Annotated in this window: 18 protein-coding genes, 1 tRNA gene and 2 pseudogenes; 4 read left to right on the forward strand and 17 right to left on the reverse strand. The window is 58.5% G+C overall.

Annotated elements, in window-relative coordinates; all coding sequences use genetic code 11:
- The first annotated feature begins 147 nt into the window (after positions 1-147).
- Positions 148-561, forward strand: coding sequence for an endonuclease domain-containing protein (locus ACZYSM_RS02865; protein WP_489068674.1), 414 nt, complete (start codon positions 148-150; stop codon positions 559-561).
- Here ACZYSM_RS02865 and ACZYSM_RS02870 read toward each other — a convergent pair.
- The 4 genes from ACZYSM_RS02870 to ptsP all read right to left on the reverse strand — a co-directional run bounded on the left by ACZYSM_RS02870 (position 503) and on the right by ptsP (position 7,764).
- Complete coding sequence (locus tag ACZYSM_RS02870) at positions 503-2,044, reverse strand: alkaline phosphatase D family protein (protein WP_489068676.1); 1,542 nt, start codon at positions 2,042-2,044, stop codon at positions 503-505. The genes ACZYSM_RS02865 and ACZYSM_RS02870 overlap by 59 nt on opposite strands.
- 166 nt (positions 2,045-2,210) lie before the next feature.
- Positions 2,211-3,950, reverse strand: a complete 1,740-nt coding sequence (locus ACZYSM_RS02875; RefSeq protein WP_489068678.1) for a PTS fructose-like transporter subunit IIB — start codon at positions 3,948-3,950, stop codon at positions 2,211-2,213.
- Between the two features lie 11 nt (positions 3,951-3,961).
- The gene (gene pfkB, locus ACZYSM_RS02880; protein ID WP_489068680.1) at positions 3,962-4,903 is read right to left on the reverse strand and encodes a 1-phosphofructokinase; all 942 of its coding nucleotides are present in this window, start codon (positions 4,901-4,903) and stop codon (positions 3,962-3,964) included.
- On the reverse strand, positions 4,903-7,764 hold the full coding sequence (ptsP, locus tag ACZYSM_RS02885; protein WP_489068682.1) for a phosphoenolpyruvate--protein phosphotransferase: 2,862 nt from the start codon (positions 7,762-7,764) through the stop codon (positions 4,903-4,905). The genes pfkB and ptsP overlap by 1 nt, the downstream gene beginning before the upstream one ends.
- A 295-nt stretch (positions 7,765-8,059) precedes the next feature.
- Between ptsP and cra the strand changes: the two genes are divergently transcribed.
- Both cra and ACZYSM_RS02895 read left to right on the forward strand, forming a co-directional pair.
- Entirely contained in the window at positions 8,060-9,055 is a 996-nt protein-coding gene (gene cra / locus ACZYSM_RS02890; RefSeq protein WP_489068684.1) for a catabolite repressor/activator, read from the forward strand.
- 2 nt (positions 9,056-9,057) lie between these two features.
- Positions 9,058-9,834, forward strand: coding sequence for a TatD family hydrolase (locus tag ACZYSM_RS02895; RefSeq protein ID WP_489068686.1), 777 nt, complete (start codon positions 9,058-9,060; stop codon positions 9,832-9,834).
- 89 nt (positions 9,835-9,923) lie between these two features.
- Here the strand turns inward: ACZYSM_RS02895 and ACZYSM_RS02900 are convergent, their stop codons facing one another.
- From ACZYSM_RS02900 to ACZYSM_RS02920, 5 genes and pseudogenes are all read right to left on the reverse strand, one after another.
- Positions 9,924-10,853 (reverse strand): methyl-accepting chemotaxis protein, encoded by a 930-nt coding sequence (locus ACZYSM_RS02900; protein WP_489068904.1) that lies wholly within the window; start codon positions 10,851-10,853, stop codon positions 9,924-9,926.
- Positions 10,830-11,921 (reverse strand): annotated as a pseudogene (locus tag ACZYSM_RS02905) (methyl-accepting chemotaxis protein); the annotation flags it as partial. The pseudogene ACZYSM_RS02905 and the gene ACZYSM_RS02900, both read right to left, overlap by 24 nt.
- A 191-nt stretch (positions 11,922-12,112) precedes the next feature.
- On the reverse strand, positions 12,113-12,949 hold the full coding sequence (gene ampE / locus ACZYSM_RS02910) for a regulatory signaling modulator protein AmpE (RefSeq protein WP_489068688.1): 837 nt from the start codon (positions 12,947-12,949) through the stop codon (positions 12,113-12,115).
- The gene (gene ampD / locus ACZYSM_RS02915; protein ID WP_489068690.1) at positions 12,946-13,506 is read right to left on the reverse strand and encodes a 1,6-anhydro-N-acetylmuramyl-L-alanine amidase AmpD; all 561 of its coding nucleotides are present in this window, start codon (positions 13,504-13,506) and stop codon (positions 12,946-12,948) included. The genes ampE and ampD overlap by 4 nt, the downstream gene beginning before the upstream one ends.
- A 62-nt stretch (positions 13,507-13,568) precedes the next feature.
- Positions 13,569-13,727, reverse strand: a pseudogene (locus ACZYSM_RS02920) (hypothetical protein); the annotation flags it as partial.
- A gap of 107 nt (positions 13,728-13,834) precedes the next feature.
- Between ACZYSM_RS02920 and nadC the strand changes: the two are divergent.
- Complete coding sequence (nadC, locus tag ACZYSM_RS02925) at positions 13,835-14,683, forward strand: carboxylating nicotinate-nucleotide diphosphorylase (RefSeq protein ID WP_489068692.1); 849 nt, start codon at positions 13,835-13,837, stop codon at positions 14,681-14,683.
- Positions 14,684-14,723: 40 nt separating this feature from the next.
- Here the strand turns inward: nadC and ACZYSM_RS02930 are convergent, their stop codons facing one another.
- The 8 genes from ACZYSM_RS02930 to nusA form a co-directional block, all read right to left on the reverse strand.
- Positions 14,724-15,029, reverse strand: coding sequence for a DUF6388 family protein (locus ACZYSM_RS02930; protein ID WP_489068694.1), 306 nt, complete (start codon positions 15,027-15,029; stop codon positions 14,724-14,726).
- Between the two features lie 132 nt (positions 15,030-15,161).
- Positions 15,162-15,237 (reverse strand) — tRNA-Thr (locus ACZYSM_RS02935).
- A gap of 138 nt (positions 15,238-15,375) precedes the next feature.
- On the reverse strand, positions 15,376-17,481 hold the full coding sequence (gene pnp / locus ACZYSM_RS02940; protein ID WP_489068696.1) for a polyribonucleotide nucleotidyltransferase: 2,106 nt from the start codon (positions 17,479-17,481) through the stop codon (positions 15,376-15,378).
- A gap of 178 nt (positions 17,482-17,659) precedes the next feature.
- Positions 17,660-17,929: a 30S ribosomal protein S15 gene (gene rpsO / locus ACZYSM_RS02945; protein WP_003197723.1), complete on the reverse strand. Its 270-nt coding sequence runs from the start codon at positions 17,927-17,929 to the stop codon at positions 17,660-17,662.
- A 143-nt stretch (positions 17,930-18,072) separates the two neighbouring features.
- Positions 18,073-18,990, reverse strand: coding sequence for a tRNA pseudouridine(55) synthase TruB (gene truB, locus ACZYSM_RS02950; RefSeq protein ID WP_489068698.1), 918 nt, complete (start codon positions 18,988-18,990; stop codon positions 18,073-18,075).
- 3 nt (positions 18,991-18,993) lie between these two features.
- The gene (rbfA, locus tag ACZYSM_RS02955; protein WP_489068700.1) at positions 18,994-19,395 is read right to left on the reverse strand and encodes a 30S ribosome-binding factor RbfA; all 402 of its coding nucleotides are present in this window, start codon (positions 19,393-19,395) and stop codon (positions 18,994-18,996) included.
- 159 nt (positions 19,396-19,554) lie between these two features.
- Positions 19,555-22,068, reverse strand: a complete 2,514-nt coding sequence (infB, locus tag ACZYSM_RS02960; RefSeq protein ID WP_489068702.1) for a translation initiation factor IF-2 — start codon at positions 22,066-22,068, stop codon at positions 19,555-19,557.
- A 27-nt stretch (positions 22,069-22,095) separates the two neighbouring features.
- Positions 22,096-23,577 (reverse strand): transcription termination factor NusA, encoded by a 1,482-nt coding sequence (nusA, locus tag ACZYSM_RS02965; RefSeq protein WP_489068704.1) that lies wholly within the window; start codon positions 23,575-23,577, stop codon positions 22,096-22,098.
- Positions 23,578-23,617 lie beyond the last annotated feature (40 nt).

The following is a 23,617-nucleotide window of genomic DNA, read 5'->3' on the forward strand; positions in this document are numbered from 1 at the left end:
AAAACAACAGAGATCGGCTCCCTTTCCCCCTCTCCCCCTCTCCCCCTTGGGGAGAGGGCTGGGGTGAGGGGTCGATTTCAGCCCAATGCCCAATTTGCAGCTACAGTTAAAACCTCAAAAAACCAAAACTTCACACGGAGGTGAAGCATGCCCAACGGAACCCCACGCCCGACACCCAACCAACGCCAATTCGCCAGACAACTACGAACAAACCAAACCGACTGCGAACACCTGCTCTGGCAAAAACTCCGCTCCCGACAAATTGCCAACCTGAAATTCCGCCGCCAATTCCCCTGCCCGCCCTACATCCTGGACTTCTATTGCGCCGAGCTGAAACTGGCCATCGAACTCGACGGCGGCCAGCACTACGCAACACCTCAGCAGATCCATGACCAACGACGAACACTCCACCTTCAGCAACAAGGAATCCAGGTTCTACGTTTCAGCAACCTGGAAATCCTCCAGCAAATGAACGATGTTCTCGAACACATCTTCAGCGCCATCAAACCGGCTGCAACTTCTGCTCAAATACCGCCATCCCATCCAGATCGCGCAAGATAACGCTCATCTCGCCACTCAAGCCGTCGATCTGCACTTCCCCAAAGAACTGAAACCCGGCAAACGGTGAAGTGTTCTGCGTCGGCGGGGCTTTTTCGAAGACCACTTCGGGGCCGAAGGTTTTGTCCAGTGGGTCAGGTCCGAAACTGCCAGCGTTCAAGGGACCTGCGACAAACTCCCAGAAGGGTTCGAAGTCCTGAAACGCCGCGCGGTCCGGATGGTAATGATGCGCTGCGCAGTAGTGCACATCGGCCGTCAGCCACACATAGTTGCGCACCTGCTGCGCCCTTAGAAAACCCAGTAGCTCAGCGATTTCCAGTTCTCGGCCCTGAGCCGGGCCAGGGTCACCGTTGGCCACCGCCTCCCAGCGCGGCACACCGGGACTGACCTCGCCATCCGGCACACCGAGGCCGATAGGCATGTCAGCGGCGATGACTTTCCACTGCGCGCTGGAGCCCTTCAACTCGCGCTTGAGCCAATCCAGTTGCTCGCGCCCGAGGAAGGGTTTTTCACCACCAAGGTTGTCGTCGTTGGCACCGCGATAGCTGCGCATGTCCAACACGAACACATCCAGCAATGGTCCGTAACTCAACTTGCGATAGATCCGCCCACCGTCATCAGCGCTCTGTAAACGCATCGGTGCGTACTCGAGCCAGGCCTGACGGGCGCGCCCTGCCAGGCTGTGGATATCTTTGCTTTTGTAGCGCTCATCCAGTTGTTTGCCAGGTGACCAGTTGTTGACCACTTCGTGATCGTCCCACTGCCAAACCTGCGGCACTTCGGCGTTGAACCGGCGAATGTTTTCATCCATCAGGTTGTAGCGGTAATTGCCGCGATACTCGTCGAGGGTTTCGGCGACTTTGCTTTTGGCTTCGGTGGTGAGATTGCGCCAGATACGGCCGCTCTCGGTGGTGATTTGCGCCGGTACCGGACCGTCGGCGTAAATGGTGTCGCCGCTGTGGATAAAGAAGTCCGGCAGACGCAAGCGCATGGCTTCATAGATGCGCATGCCGCCGATGTCTGGGTTGATACCGAAGCCTTGGCCGACGGTGTCGCCGCTCCAGACAAAACGAATATCTCGCCGCTGCTGCGGCACGCTGCGCAAGTGGCCGAACCAGGGTTCGCTGGCGACACCGGTCTGGGCATCTTCGAATTGCACGCGATAGAAGATCGCCTGATCGGCGGGCAATCCGGTCAGTTCGACGCGGGCGGTGAAGTCGCTGCGGGCATCGGCCAATGGCGAGACGAAGCGTCGAGGGTTGTTGAACAGACTGCGAGTATCCCACTCCACCACCATCCGCGCCGGGCGGTCGCAACGGCTCCAGATCATCGCCCGGTCACCCAGCAAGTCACCAGACTGCACGCCATCGGTGAGTTGCGGGCGATCCTTGACCGAGGCGATCACCGCCGGTGCCAAGCCGGGTAACAAGAGCCCGGCGCCAACGGCCTGCATCACCCGACGACGTCCCAGGTCGAATTCGCTCATGATGTTTTCCCTCGTCAATCTAAAAGGGAAGCTTAGGCATGGAGCGATGAATGGGGTGTTACAGCTGTAGGAGCAAGCTTGCTCGCGATGGACGTTAACGATAACGCGTGTTGTCTGAATAAACGCGTCGCCCTTAAGTCCATCGCGAGCAAGCTCGCTCCTACATTCAGGCCTTGACCGGTTCGAGAGCCAACTCGACCACTTCAGTCCGCTTGATCAGCGCATACGTCACCGCCGTCAGCAAACTCCCGGCAACAATCGCCATCAGATACAACAATGCATGGTTGATCGCATTCGGGATCAGCATCACGAACAGCCCACCGTGGGGTGCCATCAGTTTGCAGCTGAAATACATCGACAGCGCGCCGGTCAATGCGCCGCCTGCGATGCTCGCCGGGATCACTCGCAACGGGTCTTTGGCGGCAAATGGAATGGCCCCTTCGGAGATAAAGCACAGGCCGAGCACGAATGCCGCTTTGCCGGCTTCACGCTCGGTCTGGGCGAACTTGCGGCGGGCGATGAAAGTGGCGATGCCCATACCAATCGGCGGCACCATACCGGCAGCCATGGTCGCGGCCATCGGTGCATAACTTTGCGACGCCAGCAGACCCACCGAGAACGCATAAGCGGCTTTGTTGATCGGCCCGCCAAGGTCGACGCACATCATGCCGCCGAGCAACACACCGAGCAGAATCGCGTTGGTAGTGCCCATGCTGTCGAGGAAGTGGGTCAGACCTGCGAGCATTCCTGCAACCGGTTTACCCACCACGTAGATCATCACCAGACCGGTGAACAGGCTCGCCAGTAACGGGATGATCAGGATCGGCTTCAACGCTTCGAGACTTTGCGGCAAGCGCGCCCAGCGATTGATCGCTTGGGCAGCGTAACCGGCGATGAACCCGGCAATGATCCCGCCGATAAAACCCGCGCCCAGGGTACTGGCCAGCAAGCCGCCAATCATCCCCGGCGCCAGGCCCGGACGGTCGGCGATCGAGTAGGCAATGTAACCGGCGAGCAATGGCACCATGAGTTTGAACGCGGTCTCACCACCGATCTGCATCAGCGCCGCGGCCAGAGTCCCTGGCTCCTTGAACGCGGTGATGCCAAAGACAAACGACAGCGCAATCATCAATCCGCCCGCCACCACCATCGGCAACATGAACGACACGCCGGTCAGCAGGTGTTTGTAGGCACCAGTCTTCTCTTGTTTGACCGGGCCTTTGGTACCGGTCGAAACGCTTTCCTGCTGACCCTCGGCCAGCGCTTTATTCAGCGTGGCTTCGGCCTGTTTCAAGGCGATACCCGTGCCACAGCGATAAATTTTCTTGCCGGCAAAGCGCTCGGTGGCGACTTCGATATCCGCCGCCAGCAACACCACATCAGCGTCGGCAATCGCCGCTGCACTCAAAGGATTGCGCGCACCGACCGAGCCCTGGGTTTCCACTTGCAGGTCATAGCCCAGGCGCTTGGCCGTTTGCTGCAACGCTTCGGCGGCCATAAAGGTGTGAGCGACACCGGTCGGGCAAGCGGTCACGGCAACCAGTCGCGGCGCACTTTTGCTGACAGCGGCAGGCGTGGCGACCGCTTCGGGCGCGACGTAGATCTGCGCCTCTTCGGCACCACGGCGCAGCACCGCTTCGACATCCTGCAAAGCCTGCGCCGGCGTGCTCTGGAACACCCGTTTGCCAACAAAACGCAACATATCCACAGGCGCGCTGCTGACCACCAGCACCCACTCAGCGACCTCGATCGTTGCGGCCGACAACTGGCGTTCCGGATGCGCGGCATCGTGCACTTCAACGCTGGTGCTCCAGCCCTGGCGTTGCGCCGCCGCATCGAGCAACCGCGCGCAGAGCACACTGGTGACCATGCCATTCGGGCAGGCAGTAACAATGGCTAACTTCATTACAAACCCTCTTATTGTTCTGTCAGGGGGTGAACACGCACACCCTGTTCGAGCTGCGCCAGTTGCGCGGCATCACTGATTCCGAAACCGATCTGGGTCACGGCCATGGCGGCGATAGCAGTGGCGGTGCGCAAGGTCCGCTCAGGGGTATGAGCACTGAGCAAACCGTGCAGCATTCCGGCCAGCAATGAATCGCCAGCACCGACCGTGCTGGCGACGCGAACCCGCGGTGGCAGTGCCTGCAAGGCGCAACCGACGCTGAACCAGTTCACCCCGTCGGCACCGTGGGAAATCACCACATGCTCGACGCCTTGCGCCCTTAACCGGTTCGCCGCCTCAGCTTGTGCAGCCACCGACGCAACCGGGTTATCCAGCGCTTCGGCCAGCTCTTCAGCATTAGGTTTGACCAACCATGGACCTGCCGCGAGCCCTGCCCGCAAGGCTTCGCCGCTGGTGTCCAGGGCAACTTTCAACCCGAGGTTTTTCAGCCGGATCAGCAGCACTTGAAACCACTGCGGGCTGACACCCTGCGCCAGACTACCGGCGACCACCACCGCGTCATGCCCGGCGGCGATTTGATCGAGGCGATCAAGCAGCGCTTGTTGAGCGGCTTCGCTGACCTGCGGGCCCGGACCGTTCAGGTCAGTGATACGCCCATCGCTTTCAGCCAGCTTAATATTGCTGCGGGTTTCTCCGGGCACGCGAATGAATGCATCGACAAAACCACGCTGGGCAAACAGCGCTTCGAAAGCCTGTGGATTGTCTTCACCGAGAAAACCGCTGACGGTCAACTGATGCCCGAGATCGGCCAGCACCTGCGCCACATTCAAGCCCTTGCCGGCGGCATGGGTGTGCATGGCGTCGCTGCGGTTGACCTCACCGGGTTCCAGGCGTGCCAACTGGACGGTGAGGTCCAGCGCCGGGTTCAAGGTCAGGGTAAGAATCCTCGCCATTACAGCGCCTCCACTAAAGCGCGCACTTCATTGGCGCTGCCCACGGCCAAGGCCTGCTGAGCGAGAACTTTTGTCTGGCTCAAGCTGAGTTCGCGAACCCGCGCCTTGACCTCGGCAATGCTGCGCGCCGACACACTCAATTCATCCACACCAAGGCCCACCAGCACCGGGACCGCCAACGGGTCCGCCGCCAGTTCTCCGCAAACGCCGACCCATTTGCCATGGGCATGGGCCGCGCGCACGGTAATGTCGATCAGTTGCAACACTGCGGGATGCAAGCCATCAGCCTGCGCCGACAAGGTCGGATGGCCTCGGTCGATGGCCAGGGTGTATTGGGTCAAGTCGTTGGTGCCGACGCTGAAAAAGTCGACTTCCTTGGCCAGTACCGGGGCGAGCAGCGCCGCCGACGGCACTTCGATCATGATCCCCAGTTGCAGGTCGGCCACCGGAATTTCCAGACGCAGGCGTTCGGTCATGTCCCTGGCCTGACGCCATTCATCGACGCTGCCGACCATCGGGAACATGATCCGCAGCGGCCGGTTGTCCGCAGCGCGCAACAGGGCACGCAGCTGGGCTTCCATGATCAACGGACGTTGCAGGGTCAGACGAATACCGCGAACACCGAGGAACGGGTTTTCTTCCTTGGCGATCGGCCAGTAAGGCAGCGGCTTGTCGCCGCCCACATCCAGCGTGCGCACCACCAACGGACGACCGGCCAAGCCGTCGAGCACGCGGCGGTATTCGGTTTCCTGGGTCGCCTCATCCGGCGCTTGCGAATGGGCCATGAAAATCAATTCGGTACGCAGCAAGCCGATGCCTTCGGCGCCCTGTTCCACTGCGCTGATGACACCTGTGCTGTCACCAATATTGGCGAACACTTCGACGGCGTGGCCATCGGTGGTCAGCGCCGGTTCGTGACGTTGCGCTGCAGCGGCCTGCAGACGTTGCTCGCGGGTGTCGCGTTCTTCGGTGGCGCGCTGCAAGGTCGCCGCATCGGCGTCCACATGCAGGCGACCGCGCAAACCGTCGAGCAGCAGCGGCGTGCCCGGCGCCAGCAGCAATACCGCAGCGCCAGCACCGACCAGCGCTGGAATGCCCAAGGCCCTGGCGACAATCGCACTGTGGGCGGTGGCGCCACCACGGGCGGTCAGTATCCCCGCGACTCGCGCCGGGTCGAGACGCGCCACATCCGACGGACCGACCTCATCCATCACCAGAATGTACGGTTGCTCAGGTTCGACCAGGGATTCGACGCCACACAGCTGCGCCAACACCCGGCGACCGACATCCCGCAAGTCCGCCGCACGTTCAGCCAGCAAGGCGTCTTGCAGCGACTCCTGTTGTCTGGCCGCGGCCTCGACCACCGCCATCCATGCAGCCTCGGCGCTTTCACCTTGTTTGAGGCGGGTGTCGACTTCGTCGGTCAGCTCCGGGTCATCGAGCATTTCCTGGTGGGTAATGAAAATCTCGCGGATCGCCTTGGCCTTGCTGCGCTGGATCAGCCCTTCAATGTCACGACGGACATCGGTCAGCGCTTGCTTCAGACGCTCACGCTCAATGGCAGCGGACTCACCACGCAACGGGTAATCGATCGGCTGCAGTACATGAATGTGGGCCGGGCCAATGGCAATCCCGGGCGATGCGGCAATCGCCTGAATCAGGCTGCCCGAAGCCGGAGCCACCAACAACGGCTCCACTTCAACAACGACTTCACGGGGTGCACTGACCGCAGGCAACGGCTCGACTTCTTCGCCAAGCCCCTCTTCAATGGCCGCCAGCAAGGCTGGCAAGGCGTCGGCAGCGATGCTCGGTTCAGCGATGAATTCCAGAATCTGGCCGCGACGGGCACCGAGGCTGAGCAGCTTGCTCAGACTCTTCACCGACACCGCGCTGCCTTGACCGTCGACGATCCGCACGCGAATTTCGCCTTCAAAGCTTTTCGCCAGTTGCGCCAGAATTTTCGCCGGGCGTGCATGCAAGCCGTGAGCGTTGGCCAAGGCGATGCGAGCGCTCGGCCAGTCGGCTGGCAATTCGCCGCCGAGTACTTCCAGGACCGCACGACTGCTGGTAGCGCGACCCAATTCATGGCCACGACCTTCAATCAGCAAAGCGCAGAGGCGTTCGAGCAAGGCTTGATGAGCTTCCCCCAGGCTGGCCAGACAGAACAGACCGCTCAGCGGCTGACCAAGGTAGCGGATCGGCTTGTCCGGCGTGACGAAGGCCAGGCCCGGACGTTTGACCGTCTGTTCGCTGTGCAACCACCACAGGCCGTCGCCCAGTGGCAGTGCTTCAACCTGTTGCAGTACCGCGGAAAAACCATTGCTCACACAGTCGGCCTGACGCAGCAACCGTGCGCCACGCCAAACCAGCTCTTCAAAATCGTCGGCGGACACGCCCAAACCGATCATCTGCGCATCCAGCGCCAGCTCTTGCGGCGCACCTTGCAACAACTTCAGCAAGGCCTCGGCGGAACTGGCGCGGCGCAGGGCCTGGCCCAGATCGGTTTCACCGAGCGCGCGGGTGAGCAATTGCAACAGGCGCAGGTGCTCATCGGATTTGGCGGCAATGCCGATCGCCAGATAGACGATCTGACCATCACCCCAGTCCACCCCTTCGGGAAACTGCAACAGCCGCACGCCGGTGGCAAACACTTTATCGTGGGTTTCGGGAGTACCGTGGGGGATCGCAATACCTTGACCGAGAAAGGTCGAGCCCTGGGCTTCTCGCGCCTGCAAGCCACTGAGGTAACCCTCTTCGACCAGGCCATCAGCGACAAGATTTTCGGCGAGCAGGTGCAGTGCCGCGGACTTATCCACAGCCGACTGGCCCATGGATATCTGCTCTATGGTGAGCTCGAGCATGCTTTCTCCTATTTAGCGCAAGTTTGCGCTAGGTATTGTTTTGAATGAATCAGCTTAGGCTTATTGTCAGAACAACCTCGGGCGGCTTCTCGGCAGAACCGGCCCAATTTCTTTATACCCTTGAAAATACGCTTGCTGAAACGTTTAATCTAGAATACTTGGCACGTTACTCGATTATCGCTCACCCTTGAAGCCCTACCCGTCGGTTGCAGTTGCGACAAGGGTCCTCTCCCCATATCGGTTACGATTGGACAAAATGTCGGGGCAAGCTCCAAAACAACAAGGAAATCCCGGGTTGAAACTCAGTGATATCGCCCAACTGGCCGGTGTGTCTGTTACCACCGCCAGCTATGTCATCAACGGCAAGGCCGAACAACAACGGATCAGCCGCAGCACCGTCGAGCGTGTGCAGGCGGTGGTCGAACAACATGGCTTCACGCCTAACCCACAAGCGGCCGGGCTACGCAGCCGACACACGCGCACATTAGGCTTCATCCTGCCAGACCTGGAAAACCCCAGTTATGCACGGATCGCCAAACTACTCGAACAAGGCGCCCGCGCTCGTGGCTATCAACTGCTGATCGCCAGCTCCGACGATGCGCCGGACAGCGAGCGGCAATTGCTGCAACTGTTCCGCGCCCGGCGTTGCGATGCCTTGTTCGTCGCCAGCTGCCTGCCGCCCGATGATGACAGCTATCGCCAGCTACAGGCCAAAGGCTTGCCGATCATCGCCATCGACCGGGTCATGGAGCCTGAGCATTTCTGCTCGGTGATCAGCGATGATAAAGAGGCTAGCCTGCAACTCACCCGCAGCCTGCTACAGCCCGTACCTCGGCAGATTGCGCTGATCGGTGCGCGGCCCGAGCTGAGCATCAGCCAGGAGCGCGCCGCCGGCTTCAAACAGGCTTTGTCCGGGTTCGAAGGCGAGATCCTGATCGAGCACGGCGAAGCCTTCAGTCGCGACTGCGGACGGCAGTTGATGGAGGAGTTACTACAACGCCTCGGCCATCTGCCGGATGCGCTGGTGACCACGTCCTACGTGCTGCTCCAAGGCGTGTTCGATGCCTTGCATGACTTCCCGCTCAAATCCCGACCGCTGCGCCTTGGTACGTTCGGCGACACGCAGTTGCTGGACTTCCTGCCGCTGCCGGTGAATGCCATGGCCCAGCAACATCAACTGATCGCGGACAAAGCCCTGCAACTGGCACTGGCGGCGATTGAAGAACAGCATTACCAACCCGGCGTGCAGGCCATTGCGCGGACCTTCAAGCAGCGCATTCACGAGGCCTGAACGTGGAGCTGATCGACACCCACACCCATCTGGACTTTCCGGATTTCGACGAAGATCGCGAGGCGCTGCTGGCTGACAGCCGCGCCCTCGGGGTGCGGCGAATGGTGGTGCTGGGGGTTTATCAGCGAAATTGGCAGCGAGTCTGGGATTTGGTGCAAAGCGACCCGGACCTGCATGCCGCGTTCGGCTTGCACCCGGTCTATCTCGATGAGCATCGCCCCGCGGACCTGACTGAACTGGGTGACTGGCTGTCGCGTCTGGCCGGTCATGCGCAGCTATGCGCGGTGGGCGAGATCGGTCTGGATTATTTTCTCGAACAGCTCGACCGCGAACGCCAACAAACGCTGTTTGAAGCGCAGTTAAAACTGGCGGCAGACTTTCAGTTACCGGCGCTGCTGCATGTCCGTCGTAGCCATGCAGCCGTGATCGCCACACTGAAGCGCATTCGACTCAAACGTAGTGGTATCGTCCATGCCTTTGCCGGCAGTCAGGAAGAGGCCCGCGAATACATCAAACTCGGTTTCAAACTGGGCCTGGGCGGCGCCGCGACCTGGCCGCAGGCGCTGCGCATGCACAAAGTCCTCAAAGGGTTACCACTGGATGCCGTGGTGCTGGAAACCGACTCGCCGGATATGGCGCCCGTCATGTATCCAGGCCAACGCAACAGCCCGCGGCACTTGCCGGCGATTTGTTCGGCGCTGGCCGAAATCATGGCGGTCAGCCCGCAGCAACTGGCCGCTGCCAGCACTGCCAACGCCTGTGAGTTGTTCAACTGGTAATCAGTTGGCATGAACCTTGGCGAACTGCAGAATCACGCTCGCTTGCAGCATGGCGTAGATACCGTCGACTGAATGTTGGTTTCCCTGCGTCAAACCCGGAACGCGCTGATCAACTGTTTCAGCTGAACCACCTGCGCGGAGAGCTGACGACTGGCATCTTCGGTCTGGTGCGCGCCTTCGGCGGTGCGCTCTCCGGCGCGGTTGATCTCGACGATATTTTGATCAATATCATGGGCCACCGCGGTTTGCTGCTCGACTGCCGCAGCGATCTGCTGGTTCTGATCGACGATCATCCCCACAGCACCGAGGATGTTTTCCAGCGCCTGCTGAACCTTTTCCGACTGACTGACCGTTCCATTGGCCATCTGATGGCTGACGCCCATGGCTTTCACCGCCGCGCCGACGCCGCTGTGCAGCTTGGCAATCATTTGCTCGATTTCTTCAGTCGATTGCTGAGTACGTTTGGCCAACGTCCGGACTTCATCGGCCACCACCGCAAAACCGCGTCCTTGCTCACCGGCGCGCGCGGCCTCGATGGCCGCGTTGAGCGCCAACAGGTTGGTCTGCTCGGCAATACTTTTGATCACCTCAAGTACACGGCTGATGGATTGGCTGTCATTGGCTAATTGATTGATCACTAACACTGACTGGTCGATCTCGCTGGCCAACTGGGCAATGCTGCCCTGCTGTGACGCCACCAAACCACGGCCGCTGACCGTTTCTTCGTTGACGCTGTGGGCGCTACTGACCGCCGCCGCTGCGCTGCGGGCCACTTCCTGGGCAGTCGCCGACATCTGATTCATCGCCGTGGCGACCTGTTCAATCTGGCTGCGCTGACCGGCTACCGCCTGATTGCTCCGGGCCGATACCGATTCCACCTGACCGGCCTGACGCTCGACTTCACTGACGGTCTTTCCCACCAGCTCAATCAGGTCATGGATTTTCGCCACCGTACCGTTGAACACATTGCCCAATTCACCCAACTCATCGCGACTGTGGGCGGTGAAGGTGACGGTCATGTCCCCCGCCGCGACCTTGTCCATCACCGCCCCCAGACGTTTAAGGGTGGTACGGGTCGAGGCGTAGAAACCGCCGTAGAGGTAAACGATCAATAAGAACACAGCGGCCAGTGCGACCACCAACAACACCATGTGCGTGCGGTTCTGCTCCAGACGGTGCTGCAATTCCACACCAAGGAACTTCAGCGTGGCCTCATTCAGTTGGTAGGTCTGTGCCATTAGTCCGCTGACATGATCGTAAAAGGCTTGCCAGGGAGCATCGAGGGTATCAGCCATCACTACCTGCTCTTCGAACAGTTCGCTGCCTTGTTTGAGCGTGGCTCTGCTGGCGCTGGCCAATGGGCCCAGAGCGTCGAGGGCCGCTTTGCTCGAACCCAATGCATCCTGCAACTTCAAACCGTACTCGGCCTGGAGCTTTTCAATCTGCTGTAACAGCTCATCGAAGCGAGTGCTCGAGGCCGAATTAAGAAAACCTAGCCCCAGGGAATAGCTGCCTATGGCCCGGCCTTCGCCCAGGATTTGCGTGACTTGCGGGGTGACACTGGTGATCAGCTCACTCAACTGGCGCATGTCACTTCGATTGTCGCGGCTCAAGCCGGACTGACTGGCAACAATCTGACTGAAAATTTGCGCACTGCCGAGTAACTTGCCGATCAACGCGCTTTTGCTTTGCAATGAGTTTTCGGCTTGCTGAGCCTTGAAGGCCGTAATCATTTCATCGCGCTTGCCATCGAAAACGCTGATCTGTTCAGGGGCGATGGTCACCGCCGCCAGCCCCTGCATGCGTTCCAGGATGTTCTGTTCAAGGGCGCTTATCTTCGGCTCGATATCCCCCGCTTTGCCGGATTGGCCAAGGGTGACGTTGATCTGCACCAGATTGTTCAGAGTTTCCAGATCACGCCGAAGCGTCAGGCTGCTGCCCAGCAGGTCAAGGCTTTGCAATTCAACCTGGGTGCCCTGAAATTCGCGATAGGAGTCGCGGACCAGATAGAAGTTGGTCACCAGCATTGGCAGGAAAAACAGAACACTGATCAGGCTGAACTTCATGCCGAAGCTCAAGCGATTCATTAGCGCGACGGCGGGATAGAGCAAGCTCTTCACTGGAAGTCTCCCTTTTCTTTTATTTTTATTGGCAGGCACGCGAAGACGGCAGATAGCCACTATTCGGCGCCGCTTCTGTATAGCTCAAATCGAAGGGAGGTTTTGTAACTTAAAGTTAACCGCAAAAAGATCGTCTGAATGCACCCAGGATCAATTGACTACGGCAACACCGTCCAGAGTGCAAAGCACGCATACCAAAGCACCGCAGCCCGCAGCAGCAGCTCCCACAACCGGTCCAGACTGGTAATGCCATCAGCGCCGACTATCGGTGCCGGGATCTCGCCAGCCGCCAGGCCGACTTTTTCCACCAACTGCGCCGCGCTAATGTTCCAGTTGAGCAACTCGTGCAGCATCACCCGGCCGACCGCAACAAAGTTGCCGACCAGCGCAAAGCTTGCCGCCAACAACCGCACCGGCAACCAATCGAAGGCATGTCGCAGTTGCTCGGCGCGCTCGACCAGCGCCGGGTTTTTCCCGTGTTCAGCGGCCAATGCCAGCAGGCGATAGCTCAACGCCGCGACTGGCCCCAGCAGGAAGTACCAGAAAATCACCGCAAAAAAGCTCTGATAGGCCTCCCACAGCAAATGTCCTTGAACCCGCTCAAGCAACTGTTCACCGCTGTCGGCGCAGATATCCAGGTCACGCTTGGCGACATGAGCGGCGGCCTGCAGGTCTTCACGACGCCAGGCATCGCGAAACGGCCCCAATCCGGCCAACAAGTCACCACGCCCCAGGCTGTAAATCACCACTAACAGATGAACAGGTAAGGCCAACAAACCGTAGGCCACCGGTTCCAGCACCACCAGCAGCAACCCTAGCACCGCAACCGGCAGCAGAATCAGCAGCACCAACACCAGCCAGGGCCGATTCGAAAATCGTGGGCTGGCCTCAAGTTTGGCCAACTCGCGCAACCATCCACTGTCGCGCTGGACCCGGTGACGCAAGGCCGAGAACTTCTCGATCCAGACCGCCAGCAGTAACACCAGAAAACTCATTGTCCTTCCCCTTTTTCCAAGGCCCCGCGAAAGCGTGCCCAGTCGAACGCCGGCCCCGGATCGGTCTTGCGCCCGGGTGCAATATCGCTATGGCCACAAATGCGCTGCACAGTGATCGCCGTGAAGGCCCCCTGCAATTGCCGGGTCAAGGCAATCAACGCCTGATATTGAGCATCGGTGAAGGGCAGCTCGTCGGTGCCTTCCAATTCAATGCCCAAGGAAAAATCATTACACCCCTCCCGCTCATCGAAGCGTGAGACACCCGCGTGCCAGGCACGCTCAAGACAGGAGACAAACTGAGTAATGGCGCCGTCACGCTCGATCAAAAAATGCGCAGACACTCGAAGATCGGCGATCCCTGCAAAATAAGGATGCTCCGTGACATCCAGACGATTCTGAAAAAACTCCTGCACTTTTCCCGTCGCGAACTGCGCCGGCGGCAAACTGATGTTATGGATCACCAGCAGGGAAATCTCACCCGTGGGGCGCGCATTGAAGTTTGGTGACGGACAATGACAAACGCCTTCACACCAGCCGCTAGCGGGGTCCAACTGCATACAGGTTCCTTCAAAAACGACTTTGATAGCCCAGTATGCCGCGATCAGCGCCCAGGTTGCGATCACTTGCCGCGATTGAGTCGACGTAAGTTACCAAGTACCGACTCCAGCGCCCGGTCGAACAACAAGGTGTCATCGAGTTTACGAACAGCCCCGCAGCCGAACTCCAGAGCCAGCGAGGTGCGGGTTCGCTCCAGTACTTTCATGCCTGTGTTGTTCATCTGAAGCGACCAAATGCATGTTTCAGAGCGAAGTGAAGGTGTTTGTCGCCTTGGGTTAGCCCGTGGCATGGCCCTATAATCGAGTCACTTTGTTTGTGGAGCCCGTTATGCCGAATCTACGCCTCGCCGACCTGACCGCCGAAATCGAAGCCAACGTGCGCCGTGCGTTGCTTGAAGACATCGGCAGCGGCGACATCACCGCACAACTGATCCCGGCCGAGCGCTTGGCCAAAGCCACCATCATCACTCGCGACGCAGCCGTCATCAGCGGCACCGCCTGGGTCGATTCGGTGTTTCGGCAACTAGACCCCCGGGTTGCAGTGCACTGGCAAGTGCGTGACGGCGAGCGAGTCAGCCCTAATCAGGCGTTGTTCCACCTTGAAGGGCCCGCTCGCTCGCTGCTCAGCGGTGAACGCAGTGCGCTGAACTTCCTGCAATTGCTGTCCGGGGTCGCCACTCGCGCGCAGTACTACGCCGACCTGGTTGCGGATACTCAGGTAAAACTGCTGGATACCCGAAAGACCCTGCCTGGTCTGCGTCTGGCACAGAAATACGCGGTGACCTGCGGTGGTTGCCACAACCATCGCATTGGCCTGTATGACGCCTTTCTTATCAAAGAAAACCATATCGCCGCTTGCGGAGGCATTGCCCAGGCAATCACCGCTGCGCACAGAATTGCCCCGGGTAAACCGGTGGAGGTAGAGGTAGAAAGTCTTGCGGAATTGAAAGAAGCTCTGGCTGCCGGTGCCGACATCATCATGCTGGACGAACTCAGCCACGACGACATGCGCGAAGCTGTGCGCCTTAACGCTGGCAAAGCCAAACTCGAGGCAAGCGGCGGGATCAACGAAAGCACCTTGCGCCCAATCGCCGAAACCGGCGTGGATTACATCTCTATCGGTGCGATGACCAAGGATGTGAAGGCGGTCGATCTGTCGATGCGACTAAGCCTCTGATGGAGCTGGATGCCAGCCTCGATGAGGCTGGCGATCGGCATCAGACAACCAGGTTGTTCATCTCGCAATACTCTTCCCAGCCAACGCCCAACACTTCAGCCGCCTCTTTGTGCAGCGCAAGGCGCGTGGCTTCGAACTCTTCTGGAGTAGAGGTGTACTTGAGGGTCAGCTCCCATGGTTGGAGTCCCTGAGCCTCAGCCTCGTCCTCAAACGCCCACTGAATCTGATCTTTCTGATCATCGGCGCTCAGGTCTTTGATCTCTTCCATCAACGCAGGCGCATCAAGAATGTACTTCTTGAGGGCTTCTTCGTGTCTCGCTTGCTGTGTTTCTTCTTTAACGGTCATTTCGTTCTCTCTGATCTGGGGAATGGAAGATGGATCTGGATCATCAAGGATCTCTCTGACGCAAAAAACCGCTTACAACCCGGTTTATCTGGCCTTCAGAACCATTCGGGATCATTTGAAAACAGGTGTTGCTGGTGCCGGAGATAGGAATCGAACCTACGACCTTCGCGTTACGAGTGCGCTGCTCTACCGACTGAGCTACACCGGCGCTGGGCTAAAACTAGCACCGACTTTCAGGTCAGGCAACTCGCTGAGACCACTCAATTTTCAGCAGACAAAAAAATACCCCGTAGCTTTCGCTACGGGGCATTTTTTACAACGTTGAAGCGGTCAAGCGAGGGGAGTATTAAACGCCCGATGCCTTGGCTGCTGCTACGTCTTTGATGGACAGCTTGATACGGCCGCGGTTGTCCACGTCCAGTACCAGTACTTCCACTTCCTGACCTTCTTTCAGAATGTCGGTCACTTTCTCAACACGAGCGTCGCTCAGCATGGAGATGTGAACCAGACCGTCCTTGCCCGGCAGGATGTTGACGAAGGCACCGAAGTCAACGATGCGCTCGACCTTACCAACGTAGATCTTGCCGATTTCGGCTTCAGCGGTGATACCCAGAACGCGCTGACGAGCAGCTTCTGCAGCTTCCTTGGTTTCGCCGAAGATCTTGATCGTGCCGTCGTCTTCGATGTCGATCGAAGCTTTGGTCTCTTCACAGATCGCACGAATGGTCGCGCCGCCTTTACCGATAACATCACGGATTTTGTCGGTGTCGATTTTCATCGCGATCATGGTCGGCGCGTTTTCCGACAGTTCGGTACGCGATTGAGCAAGAATCTGGTTCATCTGGCCGAGGATGTTCAGGCGCGCTTCCAGGGCTTGGCCCAGAGCGATTTCCATGATTTCTTCGGTGATGCCCTTGATCTTGATGTCCATCTGCAGCGCGGTCACACCTTTGGCGGTACCGGCTACTTTGAAGTCCATGTCGCCCAGGTGGTCTTCGTCACCCAGGATGTCGGTCAGGATGGCGAACTTCTCGCCTTCTTTAACCAGACCCATGGCGATACCAGCAACTGGCGCCTTCATCGGCACACCGGCGTCCATCAAAGCCAGGGAAGCGCCGCAGACCGAAGCCATGGAGCTGGAACCGTTGGACTCAGTGATTTCCGATACGACACGAATGGTGTACGGGAACACGTCAGCAGCAGGCAGCATGGCCTGAACCGAGCGACGAGCCAGGCGGCCGTGACCGATTTCGCGACGACCAGCGCCACCCATGCGACCACACTCGCCCACCGAGAACGGAGGGAAGTTGTAGTGCAGCATGAAGGGGTCTTTTTTCTCGCCTTCCAGGGTGTCCAGCAGCTGCGCGTCACGGGCAGTACCCAGAGTGGCAACAACCAGCGCCTGGGTTTCGCCACGGGTGAACAGTGCCGAGCCGTGGGTCTTCGGCAGAACGCCGACTTCGATGTTCAGCGGACGTACGGTGCGGGTGTCACGGCCATCGATACGCGGCTTGCCGTTAACGATGTTTTCGCGAACGGTGCGGTATTCGATTTCGCCGAAGGCAGCTTTGACATCGCTCGAAGAAGGCTGACCTTCCTCGCCCGACAGCTTGGCAACGATCTGATCACGCAACTCGCCCAGACGCGCATAACGCTCGTGCTTGACGGTGATGGTGTAAGCCTGGGAGATCGCGTCGCCGAATTCTGCACGGATGGCGCCCAGCAGAGCAGTGGCTTCTGGCTTTGGCTGCCAGTCCCAGGTTGGTTTGGCAGCTTCGGCAGCCAGTTCCTTGACAGCCTGGATAACGACCTGGAATTCGTCGTGGGCGAACAGTACAGCGCCCAGCATCTGGTCTTCGGTCAGCTCTTTGGCTTCCGATTCAACCATCAATACCGCTTCCGACGTACCGGCAACGACCATGTCCAGGCTCGAAGCCTTGAGCTGCTCGTAAGTCGGGTTCAGCAGGTAGCCGGTGCTTTCGTGGAAAGCAACGCGGGCAGCGCCGATCGGGCCATCGAAAGGAATGCCGGAGATTGCCAGCGCAGCGGAAGTACCGATCATTGCAGCAACGTCTGGATCAGTCTTTTTGCTGGTGGACAGAACGGTGCAGACAACCTGCACTTCGTTCATGAAACCTTCTGGGAACAGAGGACGGATCGGACGGTCGATCAGTCGCGAAGTCAGGGTTTCTTTCTCGGAAGGACGGCCTTCGCGCTTGAAGAAACCGCCAGGGATCTTACCAGCAGCGTAAGTCTTTTCCTGGTAGTGAACAGACAGAGGGAAGAAACCCTTGCCTGGATCTGCTTGTTTGGAACCGACTACAGTCACCAACACGCTGACATCGTCGTCAACGGTGACCAATACTGCGCCGGAGGCCTGACGGGCGATACGGCCAGTCTCGAGGGTAACGGTCGACTGACCGAACTGGAATTTTTTGATTACCGGGTTCACGGTGTCCTACCTTCTTTGTGGCTCTTGGGGAACTGGTTTTCTTGCGAAATTCTTGGGCAGTGCCGGGATTCGGCCCAACGATGACTGTCCAGATAAAACTTGAGGCTGGGAGCCTGCCATGCGCCTGCGGGGAACCCGCTGACGCACAGCAAACAACCAACCTCTAGTACATCGCTTATTAGCGACGCAGACCCAGGCGAGCGATCAGAGCGCTGTAACGGCTCACGTCCTTGCCTTTCAGGTAGTCCAGCAGCTTACGACGCTGGTTTACCATGCGGATCAGACCACGACGGGAGTGGTGATCTTTACCGTTGGCCTTGAAGTGACCTTGCAGCTTGTTGATGTTGTGGGTCAGCAGTGCAACTTGCACTTCTGGCGAACCAGTGTCACCAACAGCTTGCTGGTAGTCAGCTACGATTTGAGCTTTTTCTTGAACGTCGAGAGCCATGAGGCAATCCTTTTATCAGGAAACCATTCCGAGGAACAGTTTCAACAGGCCAGGGACAAACCCCTGTATTCATAAGTGAGTAGTGACCGTGCCTGTTAACAGCCACCCTCGTTCCAGCCTGCTGTTACACAGACTGGTTTCGGTCATTCTGACCGAATCAGTCGACGTGGCGCGATGCGCCCGTCTTCGCTCACTTCACCGATACCGATGAAGCGACCGTTATGATCCTGTACCCGTACCATGCCAAACTTCGGTGCATCCGGGGCTCGTACCGGTTGGCCGTTGAGCCAATAGAACGAGCTGTGCTCCGAGAACTGCAACAGTGGCCAATCCAGCAGGCCGCTGTCCGATGGCATCAGGAAGCGGTCAACCGCCTCATTGCCGCCTTCGGCATGTACCGCTTCCAACTCTTCCAGCGTGACCGTCTGGGCCAGACTGAAAGGGCCGGCCTGGGTACGTCGCAGTTCAGCAACGTAAGCCCCACAGCCGAGCTGCTCACCAATATCCTCCACCAGAGTGCGAATATAGGTGCCTTTGCTGCAATCCACTGCAAAGCGCGCAGTATCGCCTTCATAGGCCAGCAATTCTAAGCGCGCAATAGTAACAGAACGCGGTTCGCGCTCCACCACTTCGCCTGCACGAGCCAACTTGTAAAGCGGCTGGCCATCACGCTTGAGGGCTGAGTACATCGGCGGTATCTGACTGATTTGACCGCGAAAAGCCGGTAAAACCGCTTCGATATCGGTGCGACCAACGGTCACTTCGCGAGTCTGCAAAACCTCACCTTCGGCATCTGCCGTGGTGGTGGTCTTGCCCAACTGCGCCAGGGTTTCATAAGACTTGTCCGAATCAAGCAAGTATTGCGAAAACTTGGTGGCCTCACCAAAGCACAACGGCAACACGCCAGTGGCGAGCGGATCAAGGCTGCCGGTGTGCCCGGCCTTTTCGGCGTTGAGCAACCAGCGGACTTTCTGCAGCGCCGCGTTGGAGGTGAACCCCAACGGCTTGTCGAGCAGAATGATGCCGCTGACGTTACGACGGATACGTTTGACCTGAGCCACCGATTACTCCTTGGTGTCTTCTAGATCAGCCACTACCGGGTGCTGGTTGTCCTCAGCCACGGCGCGTTCGATCAACGCCGAAAGGTGGGCACCACGCACAACGCTTTCGTCGTAGTGGAAGTGCAACTGTGGAACGCTGCGCAACTTCATCTCGCGAGCCAGCTGCATACGCAGGAAACCGGCGGCCGAGTTGAGCACCTTGATGCTCTGAGCGATGTCATCAGCGCTGTCCTGGCCCATCACAGTGATGAAAATCTTGGCGTGACCGACGTCACGACTGACTTCAACAGCGGTAATGGTGACCAGACCGACGCGCGGGTCTTTGACTTCACGACGGATCAGTTGTGCCAGCTCGCGCTGCATCTGATCGCCGATACGTTGGGTACGGCTATATTCTTTTGCCATGTATTGTTACCTGTCACTGACCCACGGTGAAACCCGTGTGGTCTGAAAGCGGCAAACGCCCGGCCTGGCAGAAGCCGGACCGGGCGTTGCGTTTAGAGTCCCGTATGAGCACAGCGCATTTGCACGCAGTACCCCATCATGACTCTTGAAGCTCGCGACTTAGAGGCTGCGAGCCACTTGGACTTTCTCGAAGACTTCGATCTTGTCACCGGCCTTGACGTCGTTGTAGCTCTTGACGCCGATACCGCATTCCATGCCGGCACGTACTTCGGACATATCGTCCTTGAAGCGGCGCAGGGACTCAAGTTCGCCTTCGAAAATAACGATGTCTTCGCGCAGTACACGGATCGGACGGTTGCGGTGAACCACACCTTCCAGAACCATACAGCCGGCGATCGCGCCGAACTTCGGCGAACGGAACACGTCGCGGACTTCAGCGATACCCAGGATGTTCTCCCGAACGTCGCTGCCAAGCATGCCGGTGAGGGCTTTCTTGACGTCTTCGATGATGTCGTAGATCACGTTGTAGTAACGCATATCCAGACCTTCCTGCTCGACGATCTTGCGAGCGCCAGCATCGGCACGCACGTTGAAGCCAAACAGTACAGCGTTGGAGGCCAGTGCAAGGTTGGCGTCGCTCTCGGTGATACCACCGACACCGCCACCGACTACGCGCACTTGCACTTCATCGTTACCCAGGCCGCCGAGGGCGCCCTGCAGAGCTTCCAGAGAACCGCGGACGTCGGATTTGAGGACGATGTTAAGCGTCTTCTTCTCTTCCTGACCCATGTTCTCGAAGATATTTTCCAGCTTGCCAGCGTGAGCACGAGCCAGTTTGACTTCGCGGAACTTGCCTTGACGGAACAGGGCAACTTCGCGCGCCTTCTTCTCGTCAGTCATTACGCTCAGTTCATCGCCAGCTTCCGGCGTGCCGTCCAGACCGAGAATCTCGACTGGAATCGACGGACCGGCTTCTTTGATCGGCTTGCCGTTTTCGTCAAGCATCGCCCGGATACGGCCGAAGTTCGAACCAACCAGGACCATGTCGCCTTGACGCAGCGTGCCGTCTGAAACCAGAACGGTTGCAACCGGGCCACGACCTTTGTCGAGACGCGATTCAACCACAACGCCACGACCAGGAGCGGACGGGGTTGCTGTCAGTTCGAGAACTTCAGCTTGCAGCAAAACTGCTTCCAGCAGGTCGTCAACGCCAGTACCCATTTTCGCGGAGACTGAAACGAACGGAGTATCACCACCCCACTCTTCGGAGGTAACACCGTGGACAGACAGTTCGCTGCGAATACGATCGAGATCGGCGCCCGGCTTGTCGATTTTGTTCACAGCAACAACCAGCGGTACACCGGCGGCTTTAGCATGTTGAACAGCTTCGATGGTTTGCGGCATCACACCGTCGTCCGCCGCAACTACCAGAATCACGATGTCGGTCGCCTTGGCACCACGAGCACGCATTGCAGTAAACGCAGCGTGACCAGGGGTGTCGAGGAAAGTGACCATGCCGCGATCGGTTTCAACGTGGTAAGCACCGATGTGCTGGGTGATACCACCGGCTTCGCCAGCAGCTACCTTGGCACGACGGATGTAGTCGAGCAGCGAAGTTTTACCATGGTCAACGTGGCCCATTACGGTCACGACTGGCGCACGGGAGAAAGCTTCACCTTCGAACTTCAGCGATTCTGCCAGGGAGTCTTCCAAGGCGGTGTCGCTGACCAAGGTCACTTTGTGGCCGAGTTCTTCAGCAACCAGCTGAGCGGTTTCCCGATCAAGAACCTGGTTGATGGTCACCGGAGTGCCCATTTTGAACATGAACTTGATAACTTCAGCAGCCTTGACCGACATCTGCTGCGACAACTCGCCAACAGTGATCGTCTCGCCGATTTGCACGTCACGAACCACAGGACCGGTTGGGCTCTGGAAACCGTGAGCATTGCGTTTCTTCAGCTTGGCTTTGCCGCGACCACCACGACGGAAGCCATCGCTTTCTTCGTCGGTAGTACGAGGGGCTACGCGTGGAGCCGGAGCCTTCTCTTTAACGGTTGCACGATGCGGAGCATTGCTCTTGCGCTCGCCATCGCCGCGACGACTACTGTCATCACTGCGTGGCTTGTCCGGGCGACGTTGCTCATCTCTCTTGCGAGCGTCGGCCGCCGGTGCAGCCGCCACTACAGGGGCCTCTTGCACAGGTGCGACGAAAGCAGCAGGCGCTGCAACAGCGTCATTTGCAGACGATTGCGCAGCAGCAGGCTGGCGACGCGCTTCTTCTTCGGCGCGACGCTTGGCTTCTTCTTCAGCCTTCTGACGAGCAGCATTTTCTACTGCACGACGTTCTTCCAGTTCGCGTTTGCGCTCGGCTTCGATTTCTTCCGGGCTGCGCTGTACGAAGACTTTCTTCTTGCGTACTTCAACGCTGATGCTTTTGCTGCCAGCAACACGCAGGGTGCTGGTGGTTTTACGCTGCAAAGTGATCTTGCGCGGTTCTTCCACTTTCGCCTTGTGGCTGCTTTTCAAGTGAGTCAGCAGAGCCTGCTTCTCACTGTCGGTCACATCTTGCTCGGCGGCGGTGTGCGGCAGACCTGCCTCACGCATCTGCTGCAACAGGCGCTCTACCGGTGTTTTGACCTCATCGGCCAGTTGTTTCACCGTGACTTGCGTCATGCACTTCTCTCCTCAGGCCGCGCCTAATTACTCGAACCAATGGGCTCGGGCGGCCATGATCAACTTGCCGGCACGATCATCGTCAATGCCGTCGATGTCGAGCAGGTCGTCAATAGACTGCTCGGCCAGGTCTTCGCGGGTAATTACGCCGCGCACCGCCAGTTCCATCGCCAAATCCTTGTCCATACCCTCAAGCGAGAGCAGGTCTTCGGCCGGATGGGCGTCTGCCAGCTTTTCCTCAGTAGCGATGGCTTTAGTCAACAAACGATCCTTGGCGCGAGCGCGAAGCTCGTTGACGGTATCTTCGTCAAAGCCGTCGATGTTGAGCATTTCTTCCAACGGTACGTAGGCAATCTCTTCCAGGCTGGTGAAGCCTTCATCGACCAGCACCTGTGCCAGATCTTCGTCGACTTCCAGCTCGTCGATGAAGTTGCGCAGGATGTCGCCGGTTTCTGCTTGCTGCTTAGCCTGGATGTCCGATTCGGTCATCACGTTCAGGGTCCAGCCAGTCAACTGGCTAGCCAGACGCACGTTCTGACCACCGCGACCGATGGCCTGAGCAAGATTGTCTGCGCCAACGGCGATGTCCATTGCATGGGCATCTTCGTCAACGATAATTGCCGCGACTTCAGCCGGTGACATGGCGTTGATCACGAACTGCGCCGGATTGTCGTCCCACAGGACGATGTCCACACGCTCGCCGCCCAACTCGCCAGACACTGCCTGGACGCGCGAACCGCGCATACCAATGCAAGCGCCTTGCGGATCGATGCGTTTGTCTTTGGAGCGGACCGCAATTTTGGCGCGAGAGCCCGGATCGCGGGACGCTGCCATCACTTCGATCAGGCCTTCGGCAATTTCCGGCACTTCAATGCGGAACAATTCGATCAGCATTTCCGGCGCGGTACGCGAAAGGATCAGCTGAGGACCGCGGTTCTCGGTGCGGATTTCCTTGAGCAGCGCACGAAGACGGACGCCAACACGGAAAGTCTCGCGGGAGATGATGTCTTCACGAGCCAGCAACGCTTCAGCGTTGTTGCCCAGATCGACGATCACGTTATCGCGAGTAACTTTCTTCACGGTGCCGGAGATGATTTCTCCAAGGCGCTCGCGATAGGCATCAACGACTTGAGCACGCTCGGCTTCGCGGACTTTCTGCACGATGACTTGCTTGGCAGTCTGTGCAGCGATGCGGCCAAACTCGATCGAGTCGATTTTTACTTCAACGATGTCGCCAGCTTTAGCGCCAGGCTGGGTTTCCTGAGCCTGCTCGACCCACATCTCGACAGCCGGATCGTCCAGATCTGCTTCTTCGACTACCGCCCAACGACGGAAAGTTTCATAGGCACCGGTATGGCGGTTAATTTCCACACGCAGGTCAACTTCGTCTTCGAAACGTTTTTTGGTAGCAGTGGCCAGAGCCAGCTCCAGCGCTTCAAAAATAACGTTTGCCGGTACGCCCTTTTCATTGGATACCGACTCAACAACCAGCAGTACTTCTTTGCTCATCGTACGCCTCGCCTTTCGCAAGCCATTGGATCCGCGGGAT

The sequence above is a fragment of the Pseudomonas sp. F220 genome (assembly GCF_057813935.1).

Excerpts from the sequence above, each read along its gene's own strand:
- ACZYSM_RS02865 (WP_489068674.1), top strand. The coding sequence starts at position 148 with ATGCCCAACGGAACCCCACGCCCGACACCCAACCAACGCCAATTCGCC.
- ACZYSM_RS02870 (WP_489068676.1), bottom strand. The coding sequence starts at position 2,044 with ATGAGCGAATTCGACCTGGGACGTCGTCGGGTGATGCAGGCCGTTGGC.
- ACZYSM_RS02875 (WP_489068678.1), bottom strand. The coding sequence starts at position 3,950 with ATGAAGTTAGCCATTGTTACTGCCTGCCCGAATGGCATGGTCACCAGT.
- pfkB (WP_489068680.1), bottom strand. The coding sequence starts at position 4,903 with ATGGCGAGGATTCTTACCCTGACCTTGAACCCGGCGCTGGACCTCACC.
- ptsP (WP_489068682.1), bottom strand. The coding sequence starts at position 7,764 with ATGCTCGAGCTCACCATAGAGCAGATATCCATGGGCCAGTCGGCTGTG.
- ACZYSM_RS02900 (WP_489068904.1), bottom strand. The coding sequence starts at position 10,853 with ATGACCGTCACCTTCACCGCCCACAGTCGCGATGAGTTGGGTGAATTG.
- ampE (WP_489068688.1), bottom strand. The coding sequence starts at position 12,949 with ATGAGTTTTCTGGTGTTACTGCTGGCGGTCTGGATCGAGAAGTTCTCG.
- ampD (WP_489068690.1), bottom strand. The coding sequence starts at position 13,506 with ATGCAGTTGGACCCCGCTAGCGGCTGGTGTGAAGGCGTTTGTCATTGT.
- nadC (WP_489068692.1), top strand. The coding sequence starts at position 13,835 with ATGCCGAATCTACGCCTCGCCGACCTGACCGCCGAAATCGAAGCCAAC.
- ACZYSM_RS02930 (WP_489068694.1), bottom strand. The coding sequence starts at position 15,029 with ATGACCGTTAAAGAAGAAACACAGCAAGCGAGACACGAAGAAGCCCTC.
- rpsO (WP_003197723.1), bottom strand. The coding sequence starts at position 17,929 with ATGGCTCTCGACGTTCAAGAAAAAGCTCAAATCGTAGCTGACTACCAG.
- rbfA (WP_489068700.1), bottom strand. The coding sequence starts at position 19,395 with ATGGCAAAAGAATATAGCCGTACCCAACGTATCGGCGATCAGATGCAG.
- infB (WP_489068702.1), bottom strand. The coding sequence starts at position 22,068 with ATGACGCAAGTCACGGTGAAACAACTGGCCGATGAGGTCAAAACACCG.
- nusA (WP_489068704.1), bottom strand. The coding sequence starts at position 23,577 with ATGAGCAAAGAAGTACTGCTGGTTGTTGAGTCGGTATCCAATGAAAAG.